Below are 23,693 nucleotides of genomic sequence, written 5' to 3' on the forward strand. Positions count from 1 at the left end.
CCATGTTCATTGATCGGTATCCGAGTTTTACGAAGGGACGGATTCTGAAGACGGAGATGCTCGACAGTCTTCGGGATTATCCGCGTCATATGCTGGATATTTATTATGCCGGTTATTCGGACGGTATTCTGACAGGCGCAGATATATCGGTCGGAGAGCATACGCTAACGATTAGCCGGGGAATTGTCAAATATGGCGGCAGGCTATACGTGCTGGAACAGGAGCAGGAGCTGCGCTATGAATCGACGGGCAGGGAAACGGTCATCAAGATCCGTTTCGCCGAAGAGCCGGTTGTCCGAAGCGATATGACCGCTTATACGGCGGATATTGTGCTGGATGAGAATGTCGTCTTGCAGCAAGGCGAGCTTGAGCTTGGAAGATTCAAGCTTAAGCAAGGGGCCAGGCTGCGGATGAATTATGAAAGCTTCCGCGACATGTCGACGGAGTTCAACACGCTGCAGTTCGTCCACGTACGTTATTCGGGATATGCTCAGAGCACGATGGCTCCTATTATTATGCGCAGGTACGCCGACGAGCTGCTGCGCAGCGGCAGCAGCGATCCGCATGACATCACTTTCGCGATGCTGATCTTGAACGAGGGGACGGCGGCCTTTTCGGTCATTGAGCATTATGTTGCCGTTCGTCTGGGAGCCGAACGCAGGCCTATGGAAAATACGCAGCTTTATGAGAGCTTGCGCCGCATATTGGATCATGCCGCTTCTCGAAGCGGGGATCGTTTCGGTCGGGGCGGTGATTTGCGGCCAGGGGGCATGCAGCGGGTGCTGGTGGATTAGAGCTAGAAACGTATTTGCAACATTATCGAAGAGGATGAGTGGCTGTCAGTGAACTGCCACAAACTGGAGATTGGAACAGTATCAGCCGATTAATACGAAGCCTGTCGAGGCTGTACACTGCTAATGAAGAATAGGGATAGTTGCTAGCTACGAAGCCTACGAAGGAGGAATAGAAATGGAATTTGCAGATGAGAAAATAGCAGCTCTATTAAATGAAGCAGAGAAGTTGGAGGTATCCAATGATATTCTGGCGGGGCCCGTTCAGATCGGCAACCAATACTACGAATTCGAAGAAAGAGCTTTCTACGATGATAGAGTGAAGATTTACATGCCCAAAGACTTCGACGAGCTGCCTGAATCGTATAAAAAAATTAAATATCCGTCTAGTGAACGTCCGGAAATTATTAAGTCCGATGAGCATGGGGTTGTCAACATTACGCTCAATCGGGTGGACAATGACCTGGAGGAAGAATGGGTTGCAGAGCTGACGGATGGGATGAAAGCGATGATGAAGAAGCTTAATCCTGCCTATGTTTTCTATTCCGATGGGGTGGAGGCTGTCGGGGAGAAAAATATCGGCTACCTGGAATTTAAAAGTCCCGCGCTCGACGGATTTATGTACAATCTCATGTTTCTGTTCGAATTTGACGGTCAAACGGTAATGGGAACCTTTTGTTGCATGTACAAGGAATATACCAATTGGAGAGACATCGCTTTTCAAATTGTGAAAACAATTCGCGTAGTCAAAGGGGAGGAACAGACATGAACCAAGCCCTGCACACTTTTGCCGATTTAATCATAGCGCCTTACAAGTTCGAATCGGTTACGGAGCTCAAAATTACGAAGCAATTGAATGAGCATGCCAAGCTGTATATCCGCGGAATGATTGCCGAGGAACGAATGGATCATGATGTGGAAAGTGCCGATGAGAACGAGCGGATCGATATTTCGTTGAGAGACGGCGACCGGCAGCTAAGGCTGTTTCAAGGCGTCGTCACCAGCATTGCGGTGGAGACGGTACGGAATGTTCGAAGTATTGTGATTGAAGCGCTCAGCGCGACCAGCTTAATGGATATGAAGAAGGAAAGCCGTTCCTATCAGAATAAAGCGATGAAGTATAGTGAAATCTTTAATTCGGCAACAGAAGCATATCCTGGCTCTGAAGTGATTGATCAGGCGTCCAATGGAAAGAGCATTGGCGGTTTCCTCGTGCAGTATAAAGAGACGGACTGGGACTTCATTAAGCGTCTGGCCTCTCACTTCCATGCCGCACTCGCTCCGATATGCAGTGTTGAAGGGGTTAAATACTATATCGGACTGCCCAATCATCCGGCAAAACGGAGTCTGAACGAGTTTAATTACTCCATTACCAATAATCTGAAGGAATATCGGCTGAAATCCGCCGTTGGCGAAGGGCTGGATATTCAAGCGCAGGACTTCATCCGTTATGAAGTGACGACGAATGAAGTATTCGAGCTGTGCGATGCCGTTGAATTCAAAAAAAGACGGCTGTATGTCTATAACGCTGTTACCGAATTCAGAAATGGCGTTCTGACTCATACCTATCAATTTATGGATGCCAAAGGGTTCAGCTTCGGTAAAATGCACAATCGTGCATTAGCGGGAACGTCGTTGTTCGGCAAGGTTGTTGGCATATCCAACGACACCGTCAAAGTGTTCCTCGATATTGACAAAGACCAGGACGATGCCACTGCGAGCTGGTTTCCTTACTCCACAATCTATTCCTCACCTGATGGAAGCGGCTGGTACTGCATGCCGGAAACCGGCGACCAAATCCGAGTCTACTTTCCCGACGAGCAGGATGGCAACGCATTTGCCGCGAGCTCTGTTAACTTGTCATCATCCGATTCAAAGAAACGAAGCGATCCATCGGTTAAAAGTATCAGCACCAAATACGGTAAACAGATTGTTTTCCAGCCCGGCGCTGTTGAAATCATCGGAAGCGGGCAGCTGCTCATGCGCTTGACCGACGATGGTGGTATCGAAATTAACAGCGATAAGAAAATAGCGTTGAACGCCGAGGATGACATCGAAATTAACGGCGGGACCAAGGTCATCATTCAAGGGGAAGAAGGAGTAGATCTGAAGCAAGCAAGCGCCACCTTAAGCATTCTGGATGATGTCACGATGAGCGGAGGGAAGGTGAACATCGTATGATTCCGGTTATGGATCGCACGGCGGCATTGGAAGACTTGCTCGTGAATCATTTGGCGGGGGAGTGGCAGCAGGATTTCGTTACGATTAACGAGCGGTACATGGCGGACAAAGATCGTATTGACCGCACCTTGACTGCGGCCTTTGAAACAGCGTGCTTACATGCAGCTCAGCTGCAGTTGCAAGGGCGCAAACGGGATATTCAATATATCCATTTTTCCTATTTGCGGACGAGCTTCATGGAGCAGAGAGCGGAATATCGAATCGACCTTTATGATGCCGACTGGTATATGGATAAAGAGGAATGCTGCAGCCTGTGGCAGGCTGACTTCTTATTCAATCCGGTGTTCGAGCGGCAGCGGGAGCTGGAGAAGCAGAGAGTGAATTACGCGCGGAAGATCAACCCGATGGACATTGAGCATATCATCCATCAGGAAGCGATGAAATATCATCTGCTTGCTATTGAATATATTCGAGACAGAGTGCCGGCGCTAATTGAGAGTGAAGGGTATGCAGCGATGAGGAAAAGCGAGGATTTGACCATTCTGGCTGGGGAGTACAGAGATCAGCATGAGCTTCTGTATCCCGATAGCGGATCGGATGAATAAGGATGGATTATTTTATTTTGAAGCAAGACGAGCGATATGCCAATACGCCAACGCTGCTGGAGGTTAGACAGAAGATCGACTCCAGGAATGTGAACAGATTTCACGCTGGGAAAATACCGGATACGGTCGTATTTCGAGTTGCGGCCGATGCAGATAGCAGCTTTCTCGATATTCTCGATCGCCAGCTCTATCTCGTATCGGACAAGCTTAAGCGAGTGATCGAAATGTATGCACCGGGAACGCTGTTCAAAATGATTCCGCTCATTGATGCGCGGAATAGAAAGCAGCAAATCTACTATTTGCCGATTTTTGAAGAGGTGGAAGCGCTAAGTTCAAGCAGCGAGTTCAATCTGGATCGCAGCGTCATTAAGAAATTGGTGCTGCAGAGGGAAAACGTGCAAGGGAAGAAAATTTTCGCGTTAAAAGAAGGCGAGCGTACACTCGTTATCGTTCGATTGGATGTAGCGGAAAGCATTATGCGCAGAGGCTTCATGGGTACGAAGCTAGTACGGGCAGCAATGGAATAGAGGGGGAGGATGAACAATGGGAGACGAGAGCGGGTATGTGGTTAGAGGTGCAAAAATGCAATGCAGCTTTGGAAGCAATTTCCGGCGGATCAATCTGCCGCAAAGTCATGGCGCTTATGTTAACGATAAGCCGATGATGAATGAGTCCGACCGGATGCCAGTTGAAAATATCGCTTATTTTGGAGTATGCAGCAGCGTAGAGAATGACAATACGGAAGTTTTATATTTATTTGGCAAGGATGGAGCGCCCGTAAATGGAAAACGGTGCTGCCCCGTTTTTCTTGATGATTGGTTGCTTACCAAAGCGGATGCGCTGGTTGATGGAAAGCCGGCGTTAACGACGAAATCACAGCTCATTTGCATGCATGATGGAGTCATTACGTTTGTAGATGACGGACAGCATTCCGATTAAGGCGGACGGAGGCGTGGGGATGAACGGGTTTCATAATCTTAAAGTGAATTCACCTTATTCAATCAAGAGAATCGAAGATTTGACGATGGAAAGCAAATTTAATGAGCATGCACGGTTTTATTTGCGGGGGATGCTGGACGATAGTGTTCATTTTACGCCGGTGCTGAATGCTTCGTTTCATGACGAGATTCAATTGCTTCGTATGGACGGGGACAAGGAAGAAACGTTGTTTAAGGGTCTGGTGTCCTCGGTGCAAACAACGAATCGCAATGGTATCTATACAATCGAAATTGAAGGGATATCCGGAAGCTTTCATCTGGATACGGAGAAGAAAAGCCGTTCCTTTCAAGATAGCGGGATGAGCTATTCCGCATTGTTGGACATTGTCGTGAGAGGCCATTCAAGCGCTAATGTCATTGCCACAGAAGGGAATGGCGTCAAGTTGGGCAAGGCAGCCATTCAATATAAAGAAACGGACTGGGCGTTTATTAAGCGATTATCCAGTGAATTACAAACGATCGTGAGCTGTGATATATTGGATAGTAGTCCCCGCTTTTACTTCGGTCTTCCGGAAGGAAAGAGCTACAAGCTGGCGGATGATACGGCTTATACGGCCAAAAAAGATTTGCTAGCGTTCAAGAAGGCAAGAGAGCAAAAGGCCGATGCGCAAAGCACGGATTTTTTCTATTACGAGATTGAGAGCAGCGTCCAGTATGCGCTGGGAGACGAAATTCAGTTTCGGAACAAGAAGCTTTACGTTAGCAGTATGCAAGCTTATATGGATGGAAGCGGGCTAAGATATAAGTACCGCCTATCGAGGCGGGAAGGTATTCTGCAGCAGCCTCGCGAGAATGTCGCTCTAAAAGGGTTGTCGCTTGAGGGCATGGTGTTGGAGGTAAAGGGGGAGCAGGTTAAGCTCCATCTGGACATCGACAAAGAGGCAGGTGCCAAGTCGGAATGGTTTCCGTTCGCGCCTCCTACCGGAAATGCGATGTACAGCATGCCTCAGATAGGCACGCATGCCAGTCTGTATTTTCCCGATGGATCGGCAGCCAACGCTATAGTGGTAGGTGCTGTGCGGAAAAACGGCAGCAGCAGCCCGAAGACGAGCAATCCAAACAACCGGTATTTCGGCACCGAGCACGGCAGCGAGCTGGAGATGACGCCAACGGCCCTCAACCTTACGGGCGGGAGCAAAGAGCCGCTGAGGATCAGCTTCGACGATAACTACGGCATTACCTTGACCAGTCACAAGAAGCTGACGCTGAATGCGGCGGATGAGATCTCTCTTTTCACGCCCAAGCGCATCCTTATTAACGCTCAAAGCCAGATTCTGGCACGCAAAGGGCAGCTATCGAACGGGCTGATTATAGAGAGCGAGTATCATCTTGTAGCGAACAATGTCATAGCCGTAGGCAGCGATAGGACAAGCTATATCGTTTATAATGACGAACCAACAGTTGATGCTGCTAGCCAAGAGGCGGCAGCTAAAGAAGCGGAAGCTGCAACAAAGAAGAAGTTTAGTTGGGGTAAGTTGGCTGCAGTGGTTGGTGCAGCGGTTGCTATTGTAGTCGTAGCTGCGGTCATTGTTGGAACTGGCGGCGCGGCGGCTCCGTTTATTGCTATGGCTGCAGTGGGCATGGTGGGAGCACTTGCAACGACTTATGCATCCGATTTGCAAAGTGGAGAGGATAGTAGTTTAGGCAAATATATATGGAATACGACATTAGGTGGGATAATTGGGGCTGTAACCGGCGGAATATTTGGTCCAGTTGTAACATCGGCATCTTTGATTCCCATGGCCACGTCACAATTGGTAAAAATGCAGGTGACGTCAATGCTTGCAGGCGGTGCAGCGACTGCATCAGACTATGTATTAACTGAAACTTTTAATGGAAGAATGCCTCGATTGGATACCGCACTGAAATCATTTAGATCTGGAGTTTTGTTTGCAGGCTTTTTGGGACCGCTTGCTCCTTATGTTTCAAAAGCAGTGGCACGTATTTCTACTAGTCTGGGGAATAAATGGAGACCAAAACCGATTGAACCACAGACCTCTGCGAATAATGGTCTTGAAAAGAAAGGATATGAACCGAAGCCTGGAGAAAGAAGCACTACAAGAGAGACTGAGGGGATGGGAAATCCTAAGTTACCTTCTGATAAAGAATTAAGCGATTCCATTAATGAATGGTCAAACATGCAGAAAAAATTAGCGCCTTCGAAAACAAAAAGGAATGATTTCAACACTGCTTCTTTAGTTTATGACGCAAGAACAGGGAAGTATTACTATGGGATGAACAAGGGCGTGAGACTTAGTGGAGATGCTCAGAATCCAGTGTTATTTGGAAGTAAAGATAAAGCAGGATTATTGCCGAAGGATTCTCTAAATGATTATCCATTAGGAAATTGTGCAGAGGTAGATGGAGTGAATCAGGCTTTGAATGATGGGGCAAAAATAGGTGATTTGTACTTGTACACTACTAAAACAACCCCTGCCGAGTTTGGAGCAGCAAAGGAAGCTTGTCAAAATTGTACGTTTACTTTTAAAGGAAATGTTCTTGATGCACTTACTGGGTGGTATAAAGGAGACTAATAAATGATGAATATGGAAAAATTTAAGCAAATCTCTTTGAGAGGTAGAGTTGCTTATGGAGTTAGCTGTTTTGAAAATGCCCTTCTAGCTTTAAAATATAATCTCGATGACTGGAAGATAGTTTTGAACTACTTATGGGAATTCACTAATTCCAACAATTTAGAAGAATGTCATACAATTGCAAATGAATTGATTCCTGAGAATTTGCTAGAGTTTAAAACATATGAAAAGCATGGATTTGAACGATTGAGCAAAGAGGAATTTCTGCACTTGTACAAATTGTATCAAGATATTGATGAATCCATTAACTCATTACTTTATGGTATTCATGAGCTTGGTGCTAGCCACGCGTACGGTACGGTTAGTGGATATGGTGAAAGTAGCTTGAAATCTTTGGAAAGACTTATAAGTTTAATGTTAAATAACAAATATCCATTGCCAAGCGTAGAACAGTTCTTAATATTTTCTATTAATGAAAATAAAGGATGGGGAAATAAGTTCGATGGTACAAAATTTTCCGAAATTCTGTAACATAGAAATTGAGGGCTAGCCAGTGCCGAATGAACCCATCATTCAACCAAGAACACATATAACCCATGTAATACCCGTATAAAGATTTCGTCATTTTGTTTGTACGCACATCAAATGCTTTAATTTTATAACCTAAATAACGCTATTCCATTACATTAAACAGGTCTATTATGGTCAGCTACAACCATGATTGACCTGTTTTTTATGAACTTCGTTTTCTTGGTGAAAATACATAAAAGCTAGAGGATAATGCTAATCGAAGGAGACAATCATTTATGGATAATGTACAAACTGCCAAAGAAATTCGTATAGCTATTAAGCAAGGTAATACTGCAAGAGTTACTGAACTAATCGGCAACAATATTGAATTATTAAATATGATGACACCTTTTGGAACGTGGCTTCATGTAGCTGCTTCGAAAGGCCAACTTGATATCGTTAAGAAACTTATACAATTAGAAGCTGATGTTAATAAGCTTGGTGGTGCATATGGTGGTGGAGCAATCAACGAGGCTGCTTCAGGAGGACACATAGATGTGGTGAAGTATTTATTGTCCTGTGGTGCAAAATTGAATATCAGTGAGCCTGAAAGAAATCCGTTGTTTGGTGCGATTAGTAATGGACATGTAGATATTGCAGAGTTTTTAATCAAGAGTGGTATTGATATAAGTATTAAGTACAGTGGTGATTATATGACAAATATGGATGCTTTGGCTTTTGCTCAAGAACAGGGACAAACTGCAGTAGTAAAATTATTGGAACCTCTGAGTGATAGTGCCTTTAACAGAAAGGAGATTTATCAAAGTGAGTAGGGAAACTGCCATTTAATTTTGTGGAAAAGAAGTCGATATAACTTTAATGGTAGATGGTGATGATGATGGTGATTTTAGTGAAAAACAGTATGCTTCGTATCAAACTTTAATAGAAAACTGGTGAAGGATATTATTGATACTTGCTTTGTTATAAATGATTTTAAAAAGACAAAAGAATGGCCGGGAAAAATTTATTTTACAGGATTTGCACGAAAAAATAAAAGGATTGTGAAAAATGGCACACTATACGAATCTTATGAACAGCAGCTGGTACGGTGAGATATCAAATTCCAACATTTCGAATATTAAGGAAAGCATTTTACTTTCAAAGACGGAACAAGATGTTACACTCCAACTCGTAGAACTTTTCAAATTAGGAGATTTTACTCAAAAAACACTCTTAATTCACTTGTTAAATCATTCTGAAGATGAAGCAGTATTAAATCTTTGTATTCGGATATTTTGCTCAATTTGCACTCATGAAGATTTAAGAGATTCCGACAATTTTCGGTTTTTAGAAAAAGCTGCTGAAGATGCGGTTAATACATTTGCGTCAGCGGCAGTTACAACGCTTTCTCTCGAAGTAGTTCCATATCTTTTAACGTTACTTGAAGATTGGGATGAAATTCATGATACATCGACCATTATAAGGGATGCTATAGATGCATTTATTGATTTTACAGAGCATTTAGGTGAAGATTCATCCGTGGAAGAGATTGGTCAATATTATTTGGCATACATTAACGGCCGTGATCCTGAAAAATATTACTATAATCAGAAACTTTCATTTCCTGGTGAACTAGCCAAAAAGTTAATTGAAAGAGTTATGAATGCTGCTAGCAACGGACATGCACTTGAAATGGAGTTAATTCCTTCCCTATTATCGATTTGGTCTGGAAAGAAAGTGCCAGGCGATTATTACACTGTAATAAATTCAGACAACTATAAAGGGTTTATTCATTATGTCGAAGGACTTTCAAAGAAAAATTGGGAGAAGGGACAGAAGTATTTTTACGGACATAAAATATAGCAGAGAACGGATATTCCTATATTAAATGAAGATGGAAAAGGGCTATAAAACATACAGAACTGATCTTAAATGAAATTCTAAGAAACACTTAAATAGTAGTTAAGGATATCCCATTTAATCAAATGAGATAATTAAAATAATTTAGAGGTATAACTATGGTACAAATGGATGGTTCACATCAACCTATTACAATAGAAGAAATTAATGAATTTCAGCAGAGGCTTAATTTGAGTTTTCCTGAACAGTATATAAATTTCCTATTAGAATCGAATGGGGGCGATCCTTCACCAAGTATGTTCAAAATTTCTGATGAGCAAGGTGAAGGAGTACTAAATATTCTTTATGGTATTGGGGACATGTACAGTAACTTAGAAGAGTATATAGATATTTATGAAGGTAGAACAATATCAAGAGTGGGATGAAAACGGAAATTTAATCAAAGTAAAACAAGAGGCAACTGCTTTTGAAAAAGAAATGATTGCTAAATATGACTTGAAAGCTTAGAGGTTTTAGAAATAATACACAAGATTTGAGTATTGAGTTTAAAATAGATGAATCCTGAGGTTGACTATGAATAGCTATATATTATCTTTCACAAAAAAGTTTGCTTATTTTTTTGAACATATAGAAATTTCTAATATTATTTATTTACATGATGAGGATGATAATGAGAGATTAGACCACGTTATCTTCCTTGAAAAAAATGATGGTGATGTTATAGGCATATATTTGAGAGGCATGAATCCATTAATCTCAGCGAATAGAATTTATGATTTGGATGATTTTAATTTATTTGCTAATTATGATGAGTTAATTGAATGCAAAGAAAATAAATTAGTTCTGAATACAATGAATTATTGGGCTTTTATTTATCGAATAACGATGGATCTGCTTCCTTATTTATATTATTTTCACACGATGAGATTGATGTAAAAACGGATTGTAGTAAGTCAGACGCTAATAAGATATTTGAAAATAACTATTGCAAATAATATTGAGGAATTGATTACACAATTGCGGCTTGCAAAAGAGAGAATGTGAGGGAAGAAACATTGAATTACAGCGTGTTAACTTACATAGAAAATCTAGAACCGAAGTATATGAACGAATCGACTCTATTTGATGAAGTAACCGTGATCTTATTTGACTACTATGATGAGAAGATAGATAGCTTTCGTATTGGCGGCAGATTAAAGGATATGTTCGTGCTAAAGGATGGAACCCGTGCCCCTTATGCAAGAATAAAAGATATTGACTTTGCAGTAATGCCTAGATTTTGCAGTCATGTCGTTATTAATAGAGAGTGGAATGAGATAAAGTTTCGAGAGGATTCTAATTTTTTTACGAGCTATTATCAACAGTTCATTGAGTCGGAGAGCGACCCAGAGACGGTTCTTATTATCCTGGATTGCTATAAAACAGAAGGTCGAGATTCCATGGCAGACTGTATATTGTCAATCGCCCAAGGATATAGTCAAGGTGCTGAAGATCTGCTGCTGTTATTGACAGAAGGTGCATATTTGGGGGAACAAGCTGAAGTTGTAGAAAAGTTGTATAACGAAAATTCGAATCAAAAGCTATCTGAAATTTGGGCGTTTCACTGTATCCAAGTTGGAAATTTAGATGCCATTCAAGAGATTCAAGATCCGATGAATGTGATCAATCTGTTTCATCCAACCCTCATGTCTGACCGTACACTTAAGCTCTTACAAATACCAGATGGGCTTCATATGATTATTCTTCGCTGGTTGGAATACGAGGATCCAGTGATACGTATAGATACAGCACGAACTATATCTCGGTTCGCCGAAAACTCCCATAACATTGCGCCATATATGAATTCATTGGAAGCTAGGCTTCATGACCATGAGCAACTAAGGTGGCATGGGCAGGTGTCTGCGTACGCAGCTAGTGCTTTGTATTATTCGACTGTGTCCAAAGAAACAAGAGCAAGAGCCTTGAACATATTACTAGATAAATTAGTTGACAAAGATAAAAAGACTTCTGTTAACTGTTCGGCTGCTTACACACGCTATTTAATAGATGAAAGTGATTATGATGCAATCGATAGGCTAATGAAACATAAGTCCAAGCATGTTCGAACCGGAGTCATGAGAGGGTTTTACGCAAAAGTGCTATCAACGGATGATGTTATGGAACGTATGCGAAAACAAAATAAGAATATCCCTTTGGAACCATTCGATTTTTCTCCAGTGTGTGAAAGATTGTTGGAAGGTCTCCAAGATGACTGCCTGGAGGCACGGAAGTTTGCATCGGAAGCTCTTCGGGATGCCGCATGTAAGAGGGGTTTGGACGTAACAGCAGCCATGCCAATGATGATAGAAATACTTTCTTGTGGTGATTCGATTATTGTACAAAATGCAATGGCAGCTCTTAAAAATAGTATGTGGAAAATAGACTCTGATCTGATTAAAAAAGCACTCTTTGCTACCGAGAGACTTCTTCAGGATAACAACAAAAACGTCCGTCAGGAGGCCGGGATTGCTGCTAGAGAAGCGAAAAATATTCTTATGGAAAGAGAAAATGGATGACACGATGATGTGATCAATCTGAAGGGAAATTAAATATAGAATATGATTATACAAAATATAGCCTAAATAACGTAATAGTGTTAAATCAAACAGGTCGATTATGGTCAGATACCACCATGATGGACCTGTTTTTTGTTATCTTATTTTCTTGTGATTTTCAAATTTACTCGTAATGTAGTATGGCATAAAACGAAAATCGTACCGCCATGATGAATATCACCAGAATTATAGTAAATCCAAAGTTTTCCTAAATAGAACTAAAAATTCAGTATGATTCTGCCGATATAGAATATTCAGTGGAAAATATACACAAATGAAGGAGAGTTCTGTTTTGAAGAAGCTATTGTCTATTACCATCAGTGTCGTACTAATCGTTCTGCTCAGCGCCTGCAATGTGGTCGGGGATGCCACAAAGAAAACATCACAAACAAAAAATAATGGAGCGCCTACGGATTTGGCTAAATCCAACGCTTATGTAGAGCTAATTAATTATATGTCAGGATGGCTGAATTTAGCTGAAGGTAATTATACTAGCAAATTTGGTCTTGAAGAAGAGATGCAGTTTCCGAAAAATTTTGATCCTGCCAAGTTTGACGGCAGCGTACTGAACCCAATTACCCAAGCCAGTTTCGACGAAGCAGATAAACTGATAGCTATGGCGTCTGAGAAGCCATCCATTGGGCCAGCGGATGAGACGATGAAGCTGCTTGCGCCAAAGTTAAAAGAGTTTTATGCTATCGTGAATGAAATGGATACTTACTACCGTTCCAAAGAATTTTTACAAGATAAATTCGAGAAAGGCAAGGAGTTGCACAAAAAATATCATACTCTGTATGTAGAGTATTCCGAGCTTGGCGAGAAACTTTACTTGGAAATGTCTGAAGTTACAAAGAAAAATGAACTGGAACAAATGAAGAGATTGAAGGAAGAAGGATATCTGATCGGGTACTACGCTAGAAGTGTTGTAATCAGGAGCAAAGAAATTCAGGAAGACTTCTATGAAGCGGGGATAGATGACAGCAATCTGGGTGACTATGACGCATCTAAATTTAGAGAAAAGTATGATTTGTTAACTGCTGACATTGAACAGTTCCTGAAATATTCCACGGATGAAGATCAAATGGCCAAGGAAGGTATTAAGTACCTCGGCATGTTCGGGGATGCGATGGCCAGGACAAAAGGTGCCGCCACCGATATTGTGCAGTTCCTTGAGAAGACTGAGCCAAGCGAGAGCAGCTCTGCTGGCTCAGGCAGAGTTACTACTGGCGAGCGTATCGGGCTGATTGAAAACTTCGACAAGCGTGTGTCGGATATGATCGGCCGGTACAATCAAATTCGATAAGGCAGCTCCCCAAGCTGGCTTGCTCTCTAGAGGAGGACTTCATACCTGTGAAAATGTTAACAGCCTTGCTAATCACTTGCTTCTTGCTTGCTGCATGCAGCACTATAGGGGAGCCGCAAAAACAACAAGAAAAGAAAGCGGCTGTACAAGCTGACCCCAGCATTGCAGCAGCTATTAAATATTCCGCCTATATGGAGCTTGATCTCTTCATTGCGTCTAAGCTGAATGAGACGGAGAGCTTTTATTTCCGAAATTTCGGCGCTGGCGAAGAGCTGGATGTTATCGGCAAGTCCGTAGCCTATACAGGCATTTTCTTGAAAATCAATAACTACGCATTAAAAGGAATTGAGGAGTTGGCGAAAAGCGAGCCGAGAATCGAAAAGGTGGATGCGTTGGCAGCAGAGCTCGCCCCTAATTTGAATGAACTTATTGGTTTATATGGAGAAGCGGATACCTATTACCTGATGAAAAACTACGCCGATGATGATTATTCCAAAGGTAAGACGCTTCATCAGCAAATTTTAACACTTCATAAGGAGACAGCGCCGCTCTTAGCTGAGTTCTCAGATGCACTCGGTGAGCAGCTTGTCCCATGGCTCAAAACGACAATGGAGTCATTGGATAGTAATCACGACGTGGAAGCCGCTGCTATTCAAACCTTGCTGAGCGCTTTAGCCTTGGATTCACTACTTGCGAAGCAGGGTCAAGGCGCAGGTATCGATCAACTTGATGCAGCCCAGGTTAAGACGCTATATGATCAATTGGATGAGCATATCAAGGCTTTGCTTCATCTAACTAAGGATGCCGAATTGCTTGAGAAGGAAAAGCTGGATGAATGGCTGGTTGGCGATAATAAGCTAATGCTCGCTGTCATAGAAGGAAAAGCTGCCGCCACTGACATCAATCAATCTCTTCTGCAAAAGAAGAAAGCGTCAGGCACGGGGAATAAAGATAAGGATGATATCGCTAAGGCCACTGCAGAAATACGAAAGTATCGCATTTCGGTCAAGAAGATGTTCACTGCCTATATGGAATATTTCAATAAAGCTGATAAAAGGCAGTGATTATAAGTTAGGCTGCTTTCTTGCTCATTAGCAAGCCATGTAACAGATTGATTATGATGAGATATTCATGATCAATCTGTTTTTTTGTTATCTGACTCAACTTTCGCAGCTCAAATCTCCAAATAAACTTGGAGTAACCAAAGGATTTGGAAATGCTGCATGCCTTAAAGCTTTTCCGATGTGGATTGTAGCAAAGCATTAGAAAAGCGAGACTGGCTAGACAAAGAAGGTTGTTGTAACATATAGGGATAGGCACCTTTCTTGTTGGCATGGTAGATTGACACTTCCGTGATACCAAACAATTAAGGTGTTTTTTTGTCAATATGATTTATTATATTGTATTCTTCTTACGTCCTCATAGGAAGGAATGGTCTAATGAATGCCCAACAACTAATGAAAATCGTTCAGGATCAAAAAAAGGAAGTCATCATTGATGGTGATGTGATTAAAGAGAAAACCAATGAGTTCGAGAACTTTTACCAATTGATAAAGAACAATGGTGTATGGGAATTTTCCGAGATGAACTTCGAGAGGAAGCCGAGTCCAGAAAAACAGGATGAGATAATCTTTTTGGATGAGAGCAAAGCAATTAATTATTTCTTTATAAGGGTATATAAAAAGCTCGTTTTCACAACGGTTTTTTCAGCAAACAATCCTATTTATGAGATTAGTGATATAAATGCGCTTCAACAGCTTTTCGATAAATTAGGGATAACGAGCGAATATTACAGCTTTCAAACGATAAAGCCCCAAATCGTATTCGGTGAAGCCGATCGCGACCAGTTGATCATTAGTTACATAGATCGAAATCAACAAAAACGCTTTACAACTAATCGTTTGAAACTTGAGCGTGGAGTATTTGTTATGTATAGACTCACTTACTCCCTATATTTATTGAAATCATTAGAGGACAGGATGATGAAAGAGCATGTTCTGATTGATCGTTTTCATGACGATGAGATTGAACTGTTTCTGAAATGATATCGTCGAAAAGAGAACATAACTGACGCCATGTATGTTTGCAGCCCGGCTGCCCAATACTGGAATTTATACAAATTCCCTGAGGGAGTGTGGCGTGATCAACAAGCCAACTAGTTCTACTATTAATAAAAGCTCCCGCTGGCTAAAGCAGCTCCTCGGCTTGCCGCTCGCTGCGCTGCGCATGGTAGTAAGCCGGCGGAAGGAGCATGCGGAATCGCAATGGATGGCAGAGGCAGCCGAGCCTCTGCGGCTGCAGCCGGAACTCGTCGCGGAGCTTGTTGACGAGTGGTCAGGGCTGTCGCACGTATCTGCTTTGTCGTTTCAGACATATACGCAGGCGGAGCAGGCGCTCGTGACTGAAATTCTCACCGAGACGACAAGGTGTAACCGAAACAATCGTTTGCGGACGGAGGCCTACGGCGGAGTCTTCACCCGTACGCCTGAACTGCACTGGGCGCTATTAGCGCACTCTGTCTCGCGCAATGGCGGGTGGAATATGACGGATTTGCAGGGAGAATGGCTTCCCCGACTGCTCCTTGATGAGCAGAGGGAAGCCGTATTTGCTTTTCTGGAACGTGCCAATGCATTGATTTTCCAGGACGCATATCCGCAACTGCTGCTTTATGAGCAGAGCGTGAAGCAGGGGCGTCCGTTGTTTCATCTGCTGCCAGCGTTTGGCGTATCCCGGTTCATGAGGCCGGTCTGGGACTGCTTCTGGAAGGAACGGGACTCGGCTGTTCTGACGACAGCGCTGATCGTCAATGAACAGCATTATATTGAGGAAAGGTTAGTGCGGCATCCCTACTTCCGCAAAGAGGTGCTTGATACGTTGTTCTTCGGTATGCAGCCTTTGCTGCAGCTAAACGCGCTCCTCATTCCTTATCGGGCGGAAGGGGAACTCCGACTAGCAGGACTTGTGCTGGAGAGTTTCAATAGCATTTACGAAAGAATTGAATTCGGCAAGCGGCTGTACGCTATGCTTTTTGGCGTCCCGCGTATCCGTGCGGGCGCGCTTTCGTTTGTTGGGAGCGTACCGCATTCCGGCTCACGTGCCGACTATGCGCCCCGCTTGTTCACTCGGATGAGGGAAGGTGCGCCTGAGGAGCCCTATGAAGCGAGGCTGAAGTCCGGAAGCCTTCTCCCCGGCGCACATCCGATGTACAGTCCCGAACTGGAGGCGGCATGGCCTGATCGGCCTGTAGAGCCGCCGGAGCCGGGCGACTGGTTTCAAGGCGTGACGGACGTCGAGCCTTTCTTCCATGAGCTGCCGATTCCGCCCTCGTTCGAGCTGACGGAGGAATACGGCCTGCTGCTGGAGCGAATCGAGCTGGGAGTGCAGGCCGCCGAACATGTAAATGTGAAGCTGTAGCAGTCTGCTGCGGTATTAGCTAATCTTAGCGTTTGAAGGAATCATCAGCTGCACACCTTGGCGATATACCTTGCGATGCGCACACTGATTTCGGCGCGGGCGGCGTCTCGAATCATGGAGAAGCGGTCTTCATAACCGCGGCAGACGAACCGGTAGTGGATGGCACCGCCCTCGCTTGCCAGTTCGTCCTGAAACACCCGGATGTTCCGATCTCTCAGCTCCTTGCGAACGATGGTCAGGTCGCTTTCAATAAGCTTCATGAGAGTGTAGGAAGCTTTGATGAACAGCGTCTTCATCGTATAGAAGGATAACTCGATGTCTCTGCGGTTTTTCTCGACGATGTCCAGCATCATTGGCAGCAGCACAAAGTCGCGAATGAGCTCAAGCTCCTCTTTCACGGGAACTTGAACCGGCTTACCGTCTTGCGGCGCACGGCGCTGCAAATATTGCTCCCTGTGCTCGGGCAGCATCATGCGGCTGGATTCCCAGCGGCCGTTTCCTTCAAGTTTTTTGCTCATTTGTAATGCCCTCCAATTTTAACGCTGCGTTCACGGGCTTGTGCGGCCTCCAGCAGCGAAGAGGCACGTAAAATCGAAGTCGTTCCGAACTTGTTGCGAATTGCGTCGGTCGTGCGCTCCAGACGCCGCTCCTTTTCTCGGTTGCCGAATAACGTCAACTGATATTGATCATCCGGTACGAGGCTGGACAGTGTGACGCCAAGCTTACGGACCGGGAGCCGATCCCAATGCGCATAGAACAGCGACCGTGCGGCGGCAAATACCTCTTTCGTAATATTTGTCGGGTCCGGCACCTTCATCTGGCGGAAAAAGCCTGTCGGCTGGTCGAAATCTGCGCCTTGCGCTCCGGCCGCAACGACATGGGCCATGTAGCCCTTGGCACGGCTTCGGCGGCAAACCTCCTCGCTTAATTCGAGCAGCACGACATCGATCTCATGGGGATTGGCGTAGTCACGCGGCAACGTCATTTGATGGCCGACCGCCTGCTGCGCATCATGGGTGCCTGGTTTGACAGGACTGGGGTCAATGCCGTTGGCTGTCTGCCAGTATAACTCGGCTTGGATGTCGCTGTTTCTGCCCATGCGGGCATGAAGCCGCCGCTTCAGCTCTGCAAGCGGCATCCGGCCGAGATCGCCGATCGTATGGATGCCCATCCGTTGGAAATGGGCGATCATACGCGATCCTACGCCAAACATCTTGCCCACCGGAAGCGGCCATAACAGCTGCTGCACATCCGGCTTCTGCAGCGTAAAAATGCCGGATTCATTCTTTTTCGCCCAAATATCCGTTGCCATCTTCGCCAGCATCTTATTCGGACCGATGCCGACTCGCGCCCATACGCCTGTGTAGAGCATAATTCTCGTCTGAATCAGGGCGGCGATCTGCTCTGGCGGACCGAAATAAGCGATGGAGCCGGTCACGTCGAGAAATTGCTCATCGATGGAGAAGGGCTCTACTAAATCGGTGTACCGTCCGAAAATATCGGTAATTAACAGCGACACGTCAATGTAGAGCTGCATGCGAGGTTTGACGACGACGAGATTGGGACATTTGCCAAGCGCTTCGCCTAGTGTCTCTGCCGTGACTACGCCGTAGCTTTTGGCGATCGGGCATGCGGCGAGAATAATGCCGGAGCGGCGGGAAGGATCGCCGGCCACAACGATCGGGTCATCATGATATTCGGGATGAGAAGCCTTTTCAACAGAGGCATAAAACGACTGGCAGTCGATCAGCATGATGGTACGTTCCACTATTCCCACCTTCTATATACGAATGTATGTTCTTATCCTTATTATATACTGAATGAAGCCAGGTGATGCAAGGGATAAACGGGAGGTAATTTTAGACAGTTGGGCAGTTAGGCAGTATGCCGCTAAGCTGCTGGCTTGCGAAGCTTTTTTCCTTGTTAGCGAAGCGGATTTCGCTATCGGCGGGCAGAATGGAGAGAACAGACAGGTTTCGGTGCATATAAGAGCAGTTTTTTCTCAAGAAGGAAATCGATATACGCAATAATGAAGAAACATGCCTTATACCGATGTGGAGCCTGAAAACCGCCTGAAATAGCGAAAAAATGTGCATAAGCAGAGCAATGATTGTGCTACTCGATCTGTAGCGGTCATGTGCCGTGTGAAGATCGGTCGATGCGAGGCACAGGGCCAAGGTACAGGCAAAGGCACAGGCACAAAGAGGTACAAGGAGCATAAGGCGCATACCGCGTATGACGTGCATAAAGCATAAACAAATTAACGGAAACGATTAGGCCATCCGCTTCAGGCCGCTTGAGCAATCAAGCGGTCTTTCTCTTGCTTTCATCAGCTATTGTTTACCGGCGGTCCTAGACAGTGCGCCCGGTCTCCATCCGCCGCAAAAGCTCGCAGCGACGCGCTTTGGACAGGCATGAGGGGGAGAATTAGCCGCCTAAATTTCAAGGGCTGTTCATTTTTTTAGCAGGACATCTTCATATCTAGTTCAATTGGTACAAATTTCATGTTAAAGTGTCATTATATGAAAAAAGTAATTGGCCGGACGAAAGTGGGTAATGAGGGGCCGGATTGTAACCGATTCAGGAAATGCAACGTAATGATTAGTATTAGTTATGAAGAACGTTGAATGGGCCCCATTCTTTTTTCACGATTGCAGGAATAATCCAATAGAAAAATGTGTATTCCGTATGGGCAGGGGAGGTGTAAGTTTTGTCGACGAGCAAATATATCAAGCTGCTGGTAATCATCGCTGCGGTGGCAGCACTAGATATTTACGTGCTATCGCCCGGTTTACTGGGAATCACAATTGGCGGGACGGCACTTTCGACGGCCATTGGGGTCACGCTGCTGCTGGCAAGCGCGCTTGTCATCATTTACGGCAGTTATGCCTTGCTGTTCAAGCAGCCGGTTGTATTGCCTGTTAAGGAGATCGCTACGCACGAGGAATATGTAGAATCGCTGGCTGCCTATAAGCGGATCAAGGTGCTTGAGGAAGATGTTGACGTTTCCTTGGAGCAGCTGGACCGGATCCGGAAGAAAAAGGATACGCTGCTGAACGTCCTGGACCAAAGATTCGATGCGTCTGAGCTCAGCTACAAAAAATTCGCTTCCGTCACGTACGAGGTGGAGAAGTTGTTTTATCTCAATATCCGCAGCATGCTGAGCCGGCTTCAGTTGTTTGATGAGACGGAATTCAAGCGGGTAATGACTCAGAAACCGGCAACGTTTTCACGGGAACTCATCCAGGCGAAGGTGGACGTATACAACGACTACTTGTCCTACATAAAAAGCTCCATCGGCACTAACGAGGAAATTTTATTGAAGCTGGATAAGCTGCTGCTGGAAATATCCCGACTGGACAGCTTTGAGCCCGGGGATATCGAGAATATGCCTTGCATACAGGAGATCGATTCGTTGATTAAGCAAACTAAATTTTATAAACAGTGAGGTGCAGCATGAAAAAGAGCAAATTTCTTCTGCTATCCGGCATTATGTTGGTTGTTGTATTCATAATTGTTTTTGTGGGGGTCAATCTGACTTCTAATCTGGGAAAAACCAAGACGGAGGTAGCCTCCGAGGATGCGGGCAAACGTTTAAACAAGCTGTATTCCAATATTTCGGTATCAACCGATACGCCGGTTAAAGGGCAAATCGACCTGAACCCGGCCGATATTGCGGAGTCGCTTCCGGATATATCGAAGTTTCCGATTACGGTGAACAACACGACTGATCAGTTCGTCGAAATTTTCTCATCGATTGAGAAAGGCGGTACGGGCGTCGACGGGTGGCTGACCGATGTAGCGACGGAGTTCAATAAAGCGAACATAACGATTGACGGCAAAAAGGTGTCGGTCAAATTGCGGAATATCGCTTCCGGGACGGCGACCGACTTTATTAAATCAGGCAAATACGTACCGGACGCGTTCACTCCTTCCAATGAGCTGTGGGGGGAAATGGTCAAGGCGAGCGGAGTAAAGACACAGCTTGTTTCCAAGCGTCTTGTCGGCAATGTGCCGGGGATCGTCATCTCCAAGGTCAAATACGATGCGTTAATCGATAAGTATGGCGCGGTAAACGTCAAGACGGTTACGGAGGCGATCTCGAACAATGAGTTCTCTATGGGTTATACAGACCCATTTGCCAGCTCTACGGGATTGAACTTTCTCGTAACGGCCCTTAATACGTTCGACAGCAATGATCTATTGGGCGCGAAAGCCGTTCAAGGATTTGAACAGTTCCAGGCGAACGTGCCGTTCATCGCATCGACGACGATTCAAATGCGGGATGCAGCGAAGTCCGGTATGCTCGATGGGTTTGTATTGGAATACCAGACGTATTTCAACGCAGACGATTTGAAGAACGGCTATGTGTTTACACCTTTTGGCGTAAGGCATGACAGTCCGTTGTACGCGCTGGGCGACTTGCCGAAGGCGAAGCAGAATATTATTAAGAAGTTTGCCGAATTTGTTGAGCAGGAGAAGTATCAAACGGATGCTAAGACGAAGGGATTCAATCTTCTTAATGATTACCAATCGGAGCTGGCGACGGTGAACGGCAGTCTCTTGTCCTCAGCCCAGAAGCTGTGGAAAGAGAAGAAAAACGGCGGCAAACCAATCACGGCCGTCTTCGTAACCGACGTCTCCGGCAGTATGGCCGGCGAACCGCTTAACCGCCTGAAAGAGTCGCTGATCAAAGGCCAGAAATATTTGGGCAAAGACAACAGCATAGGCCTTGTTTCCTATTCGAGCAGCGTTACGGTCAATCTTCCTATTGCGAAGTACGATACGAACCAGCAGTCCATGTTCGTCGGCGCAGTGAACAGTCTGCAAGCAAGCGGGGGGACCGCTACGTTTGACGGCATCGTTGTGGCGATGAAAATGCTGGAGGATGAGCTGGCTATCAACCCAAATACGAAGCCGATCATTTTCGTCCTGAGCGACGGTGAGACGAATGAAGGCTATTCGCTCAAGGATATTAAGGGTCTGATTGAGACGTACAAGGTGCCGATCTACACGATCGGATACAATGCCAACATTAAGGCGCTTCAAAGCATTTCCAGCATCAATGAGGCGGCTAGCATTAATGCCGATACCGATGATGTCGTCTACAAAATCGGCAACTTATTCAACGTACAAATGTAGTTCATAACTAGAATGGGGGATGGCAGGATGTCATTTACAATGGAATTGCCAAGCGAAGCAGAAATTAAGACAGCGATAGAGGAGCAGGTGAAGCCTGTTCCTGAGGAAGTATTAAAGCTGAAAGAAGCAGCTGAGACGAATGTAGCAGCTATTATGGCGCTTGATATCGAATCGTTGGAGAAGCGCAGAGACATTCTGAAATCGATTGATACCTTTGGCCTAAATACGATGCGTACTTCCTCGGATAAGAATGCTTTGCTGCAAGTCTCGGTAGGCAATCTTGCCAAAACCGGAGAAGATGGCGGTCAGGTCGCGCGAGGTTTGGCGGAACTTCACATTCAACTGAAGGATCTTGACCCGAGTGCGATCGATTTCACCAAGACTGGAATTCTGGGCAAGCTGTTCAACCCGCTGCGCGCTTATTTCCTCAAGTATCAAAAAGCTGACGGCATTATCGCGGATATCGTTATCTCGCTCGACAAAGGCAAGTCAACACTTAAGAATGACAATACAACACTCGAAATTGAGCAGCAGCTGCTTCGGGATTTGACGAAAAAGCTGCAAAAGGAAATTCAGCTTGGCGTCATGATGGACGAATCGATTGAATCCCAGATTGAAGCGGCAAAATTGCGCAGCGAGGAACCGGAGAAAATCCGCTTCATTACGGAAGAAGTATTGTTCCCGATGCGTCAGCGGGTGATGGATATGCAGCAGATGCTGGTCGTCAACCAGCAAGGCATTATGGCGATCGAAGTTGTCATTCGGAACAACAAAGAGCTGATTCGCGGTGTGGACCGGGCGAAAAACGTCACGGTATCGGCGCTGAAAATTTCCGTAACGGTAGCCGGCGCGCTGTATAATCAGAAGATTGTGCTGAAAAAGATTGAGATGCTGAATCAAACGACGAATGAACTAATAGCGAATACGTCTAAAATGCTTAGCTCGCAAGGGGCTGCGATTCATAAGCAAGCGCTGGAAGCCAGCATCTCCGTCGATACGTTGAAGCAAGCCTTCACGGATGTACTGTCCGCGTTGGATTCCATTAGCGCCTATAAGCAGGAAGCTTTGCCGAAAATGCGGGATACAATCGACCAGTTCCGGGAACTGGCCGATAAAGGCGAGAAGCAAATTGTACGCCTCGAGCGGGGACATCGGCTTGGGCTGTAATCGAAGAAGAAGGGAAGCCGCGCATAGCGCGGCTTTTTCTTTTTTCTGCGTGTGGCCTTCGGTACTCTTAATAAGACCCCGTGAGGGTCTTAATAACCTCCCGTCAGGGCAAATACAACACGATAAGACCCTCTGAGGGTCTTATGCGCAAATAAACCCTGCTTTAAATGGCTGTTTGGCCGTCGGGTCCACTCGATAAGACCCCGCGAGGGTCTTAATGACCTCCTGTCAGGGCAAATACAACGCGATAAGACCCTTTGAGGGTCTTATGCGCAAACAAACCCTGCTCAAGGAATCGCCGAATGGCGCAGGAAAAGCCATTTGCAAAAAAAAGAAGCCCCGAAGCGGCATAAGCCGCTCGAGGCTTCTTCAACCAGGAGGTCTCACTATCAACCTCCTTTATTAGCCTTGTCCTTGCTTGGCCGTCCCCAGCACTTCCTGTACATGGTCATCCACGCTGATTTCCGCCCGCCATTCCTTCGCCCGCTCGCCTTTGTCGTCAATCAGAGCCGCGCATAGCGCGGCTTTTTCTTATTGAATTAATTCCGATAGAAATAGTTGAAAATTGCTGTTGACAAAGCAAACGATCCGATA

Annotated in this window: 21 protein-coding genes and 1 pseudogene; 20 read left to right on the top strand and 2 right to left on the bottom strand. The window is 45.2% G+C overall.

Translation table 11 applies throughout. The features are described from left to right. Positions 1 to 2: 2 nt before the first annotated feature. From IEX98_RS22690 to IEX98_RS22770, 17 genes and pseudogenes are all read left to right on the top strand, one after another. Positions 3 to 794, top strand: coding sequence for a DNA and RNA helicase (locus tag IEX98_RS22690; protein ID WP_188891765.1), 792 nt, complete (start codon positions 3 to 5; stop codon positions 792 to 794). Positions 795 to 969: 175 nt separating this feature from the next. Next, positions 970 to 1,560 carry a hypothetical protein gene (locus IEX98_RS22695; protein WP_188891768.1) on the top strand — a complete coding sequence of 197 codons (591 nt, stop codon included), beginning with the start codon at positions 970 to 972 and terminating at the stop codon, positions 1,558 to 1,560. After that, positions 1,557 to 2,972: a contractile injection system protein, VgrG/Pvc8 family gene (locus tag IEX98_RS22700; protein ID WP_188891770.1), complete on the top strand. Its 1,416-nt coding sequence runs from the start codon at positions 1,557 to 1,559 to the stop codon at positions 2,970 to 2,972. The genes IEX98_RS22695 and IEX98_RS22700 overlap by 4 nt, the downstream gene beginning before the upstream one ends. Then, entirely contained in the window at positions 2,969 to 3,577 is a 609-nt protein-coding gene (locus IEX98_RS22705; protein WP_229692335.1) for a hypothetical protein, read from the top strand. Before IEX98_RS22700 ends, IEX98_RS22705 begins: the two co-directional genes overlap by 4 nt. Positions 3,578 to 3,579: 2 nt before the next feature. Further along, positions 3,580 to 4,104, top strand: coding sequence for an imm11 family protein (locus tag IEX98_RS22710; protein WP_188891772.1), 525 nt, complete (start codon positions 3,580 to 3,582; stop codon positions 4,102 to 4,104). Between the two features lie 16 nt (positions 4,105 to 4,120). Beyond that, positions 4,121 to 4,516: a DUF4280 domain-containing protein gene (locus IEX98_RS22715; protein ID WP_188891774.1), complete on the top strand. Its 396-nt coding sequence runs from the start codon at positions 4,121 to 4,123 to the stop codon at positions 4,514 to 4,516. Positions 4,517 to 4,718: 202 nt separating this feature from the next. Beyond that, positions 4,719 to 7,109 carry a hypothetical protein gene (locus IEX98_RS22720; RefSeq protein ID WP_188891776.1) on the top strand — a complete coding sequence of 797 codons (2,391 nt, stop codon included), beginning with the start codon at positions 4,719 to 4,721 and terminating at the stop codon, positions 7,107 to 7,109. Between the two features lie 3 nt (positions 7,110 to 7,112). Further along, complete coding sequence (locus tag IEX98_RS22725; protein ID WP_188891778.1) at positions 7,113 to 7,640, top strand: hypothetical protein; 528 nt, start codon at positions 7,113 to 7,115, stop codon at positions 7,638 to 7,640. Between the two features lie 275 nt (positions 7,641 to 7,915). Further along, positions 7,916 to 8,416, top strand: a pseudogene (locus IEX98_RS22730) (ankyrin repeat domain-containing protein); the annotation flags it as partial. A gap of 271 nt (positions 8,417 to 8,687) precedes the next feature. Next, complete coding sequence (imm47, locus tag IEX98_RS22735; protein WP_188891782.1) at positions 8,688 to 9,482, top strand: Imm47 family immunity protein; 795 nt, start codon at positions 8,688 to 8,690, stop codon at positions 9,480 to 9,482. Positions 9,483 to 9,637: 155 nt separating this feature from the next. Next, a complete protein-coding gene (locus IEX98_RS22740; protein WP_188891784.1) occupies positions 9,638 to 9,904 on the top strand; it encodes an SMI1/KNR4 family protein in 267 nt (88 codons plus the stop codon). 148 nt (positions 9,905 to 10,052) lie between these two features. Then, the gene (locus tag IEX98_RS22745; protein ID WP_229692336.1) at positions 10,053 to 10,415 is read left to right on the top strand and encodes a hypothetical protein; all 363 of its coding nucleotides are present in this window, start codon (positions 10,053 to 10,055) and stop codon (positions 10,413 to 10,415) included. A 119-nt stretch (positions 10,416 to 10,534) separates the two neighbouring features. Next, on the top strand, positions 10,535 to 12,034 hold the full coding sequence (locus IEX98_RS22750) for a hypothetical protein (RefSeq protein WP_188891786.1): 1,500 nt from the start codon (positions 10,535 to 10,537) through the stop codon (positions 12,032 to 12,034). A 331-nt stretch (positions 12,035 to 12,365) separates the two neighbouring features. Continuing rightward, positions 12,366 to 13,376 carry a DUF3829 domain-containing protein gene (locus IEX98_RS22755; RefSeq protein WP_188891788.1) on the top strand — a complete coding sequence of 337 codons (1,011 nt, stop codon included), beginning with the start codon at positions 12,366 to 12,368 and terminating at the stop codon, positions 13,374 to 13,376. Between the two features lie 53 nt (positions 13,377 to 13,429). Next, positions 13,430 to 14,440 carry a DUF3829 domain-containing protein gene (locus tag IEX98_RS22760; protein ID WP_229692345.1) on the top strand — a complete coding sequence of 337 codons (1,011 nt, stop codon included), beginning with the start codon at positions 13,430 to 13,432 and terminating at the stop codon, positions 14,438 to 14,440. 375 nt (positions 14,441 to 14,815) lie between these two features. Next, complete coding sequence (locus tag IEX98_RS22765) at positions 14,816 to 15,421, top strand: hypothetical protein (protein WP_188891792.1); 606 nt, start codon at positions 14,816 to 14,818, stop codon at positions 15,419 to 15,421. 94 nt (positions 15,422 to 15,515) lie between these two features. After that, positions 15,516 to 16,790: a DUF2515 domain-containing protein gene (locus tag IEX98_RS22770; RefSeq protein ID WP_229692337.1), complete on the top strand. Its 1,275-nt coding sequence runs from the start codon at positions 15,516 to 15,518 to the stop codon at positions 16,788 to 16,790. Between the two features lie 44 nt (positions 16,791 to 16,834). On the opposite strand, the gene IEX98_RS22775 is transcribed toward IEX98_RS22770, so the two are convergent. Beyond that, complete coding sequence (locus tag IEX98_RS22775; RefSeq protein ID WP_188891794.1) at positions 16,835 to 17,308, bottom strand: hypothetical protein; 474 nt, start codon at positions 17,306 to 17,308, stop codon at positions 16,835 to 16,837. Further along, the gene (locus tag IEX98_RS22780) at positions 17,305 to 18,558 is read right to left on the bottom strand and encodes a DNA polymerase IV (RefSeq protein WP_229692338.1); all 1,254 of its coding nucleotides are present in this window, start codon (positions 18,556 to 18,558) and stop codon (positions 17,305 to 17,307) included. The genes IEX98_RS22775 and IEX98_RS22780 overlap by 4 nt, the downstream gene beginning before the upstream one ends. A 942-nt stretch (positions 18,559 to 19,500) precedes the next feature. Between IEX98_RS22780 and IEX98_RS22785 the strand changes: the two genes are divergently transcribed. The 3 genes from IEX98_RS22785 to IEX98_RS22795 are packed head-to-tail and all read left to right on the top strand — an operon-like array spanning position 19,501 to position 23,099. Beyond that, positions 19,501 to 20,238: a hypothetical protein gene (locus IEX98_RS22785; RefSeq protein WP_188891796.1), complete on the top strand. Its 738-nt coding sequence runs from the start codon at positions 19,501 to 19,503 to the stop codon at positions 20,236 to 20,238. A gap of 8 nt (positions 20,239 to 20,246) precedes the next feature. Next, positions 20,247 to 21,932, top strand: a complete 1,686-nt coding sequence (locus IEX98_RS22790; protein WP_188891798.1) for a vWA domain-containing protein — start codon at positions 20,247 to 20,249, stop codon at positions 21,930 to 21,932. A gap of 27 nt (positions 21,933 to 21,959) precedes the next feature. Beyond that, complete coding sequence (locus tag IEX98_RS22795) at positions 21,960 to 23,099, top strand: toxic anion resistance protein (RefSeq protein ID WP_188891800.1); 1,140 nt, start codon at positions 21,960 to 21,962, stop codon at positions 23,097 to 23,099. The last annotated feature ends 594 nt before the right edge of the window (positions 23,100 to 23,693 follow it).

The organism is Paenibacillus radicis (ex Gao et al. 2016) (assembly GCF_014641555.1).
Taxonomy (GTDB): domain Bacteria; phylum Bacillota; class Bacilli; order Paenibacillales; family Paenibacillaceae; genus Pristimantibacillus; species Pristimantibacillus radicis.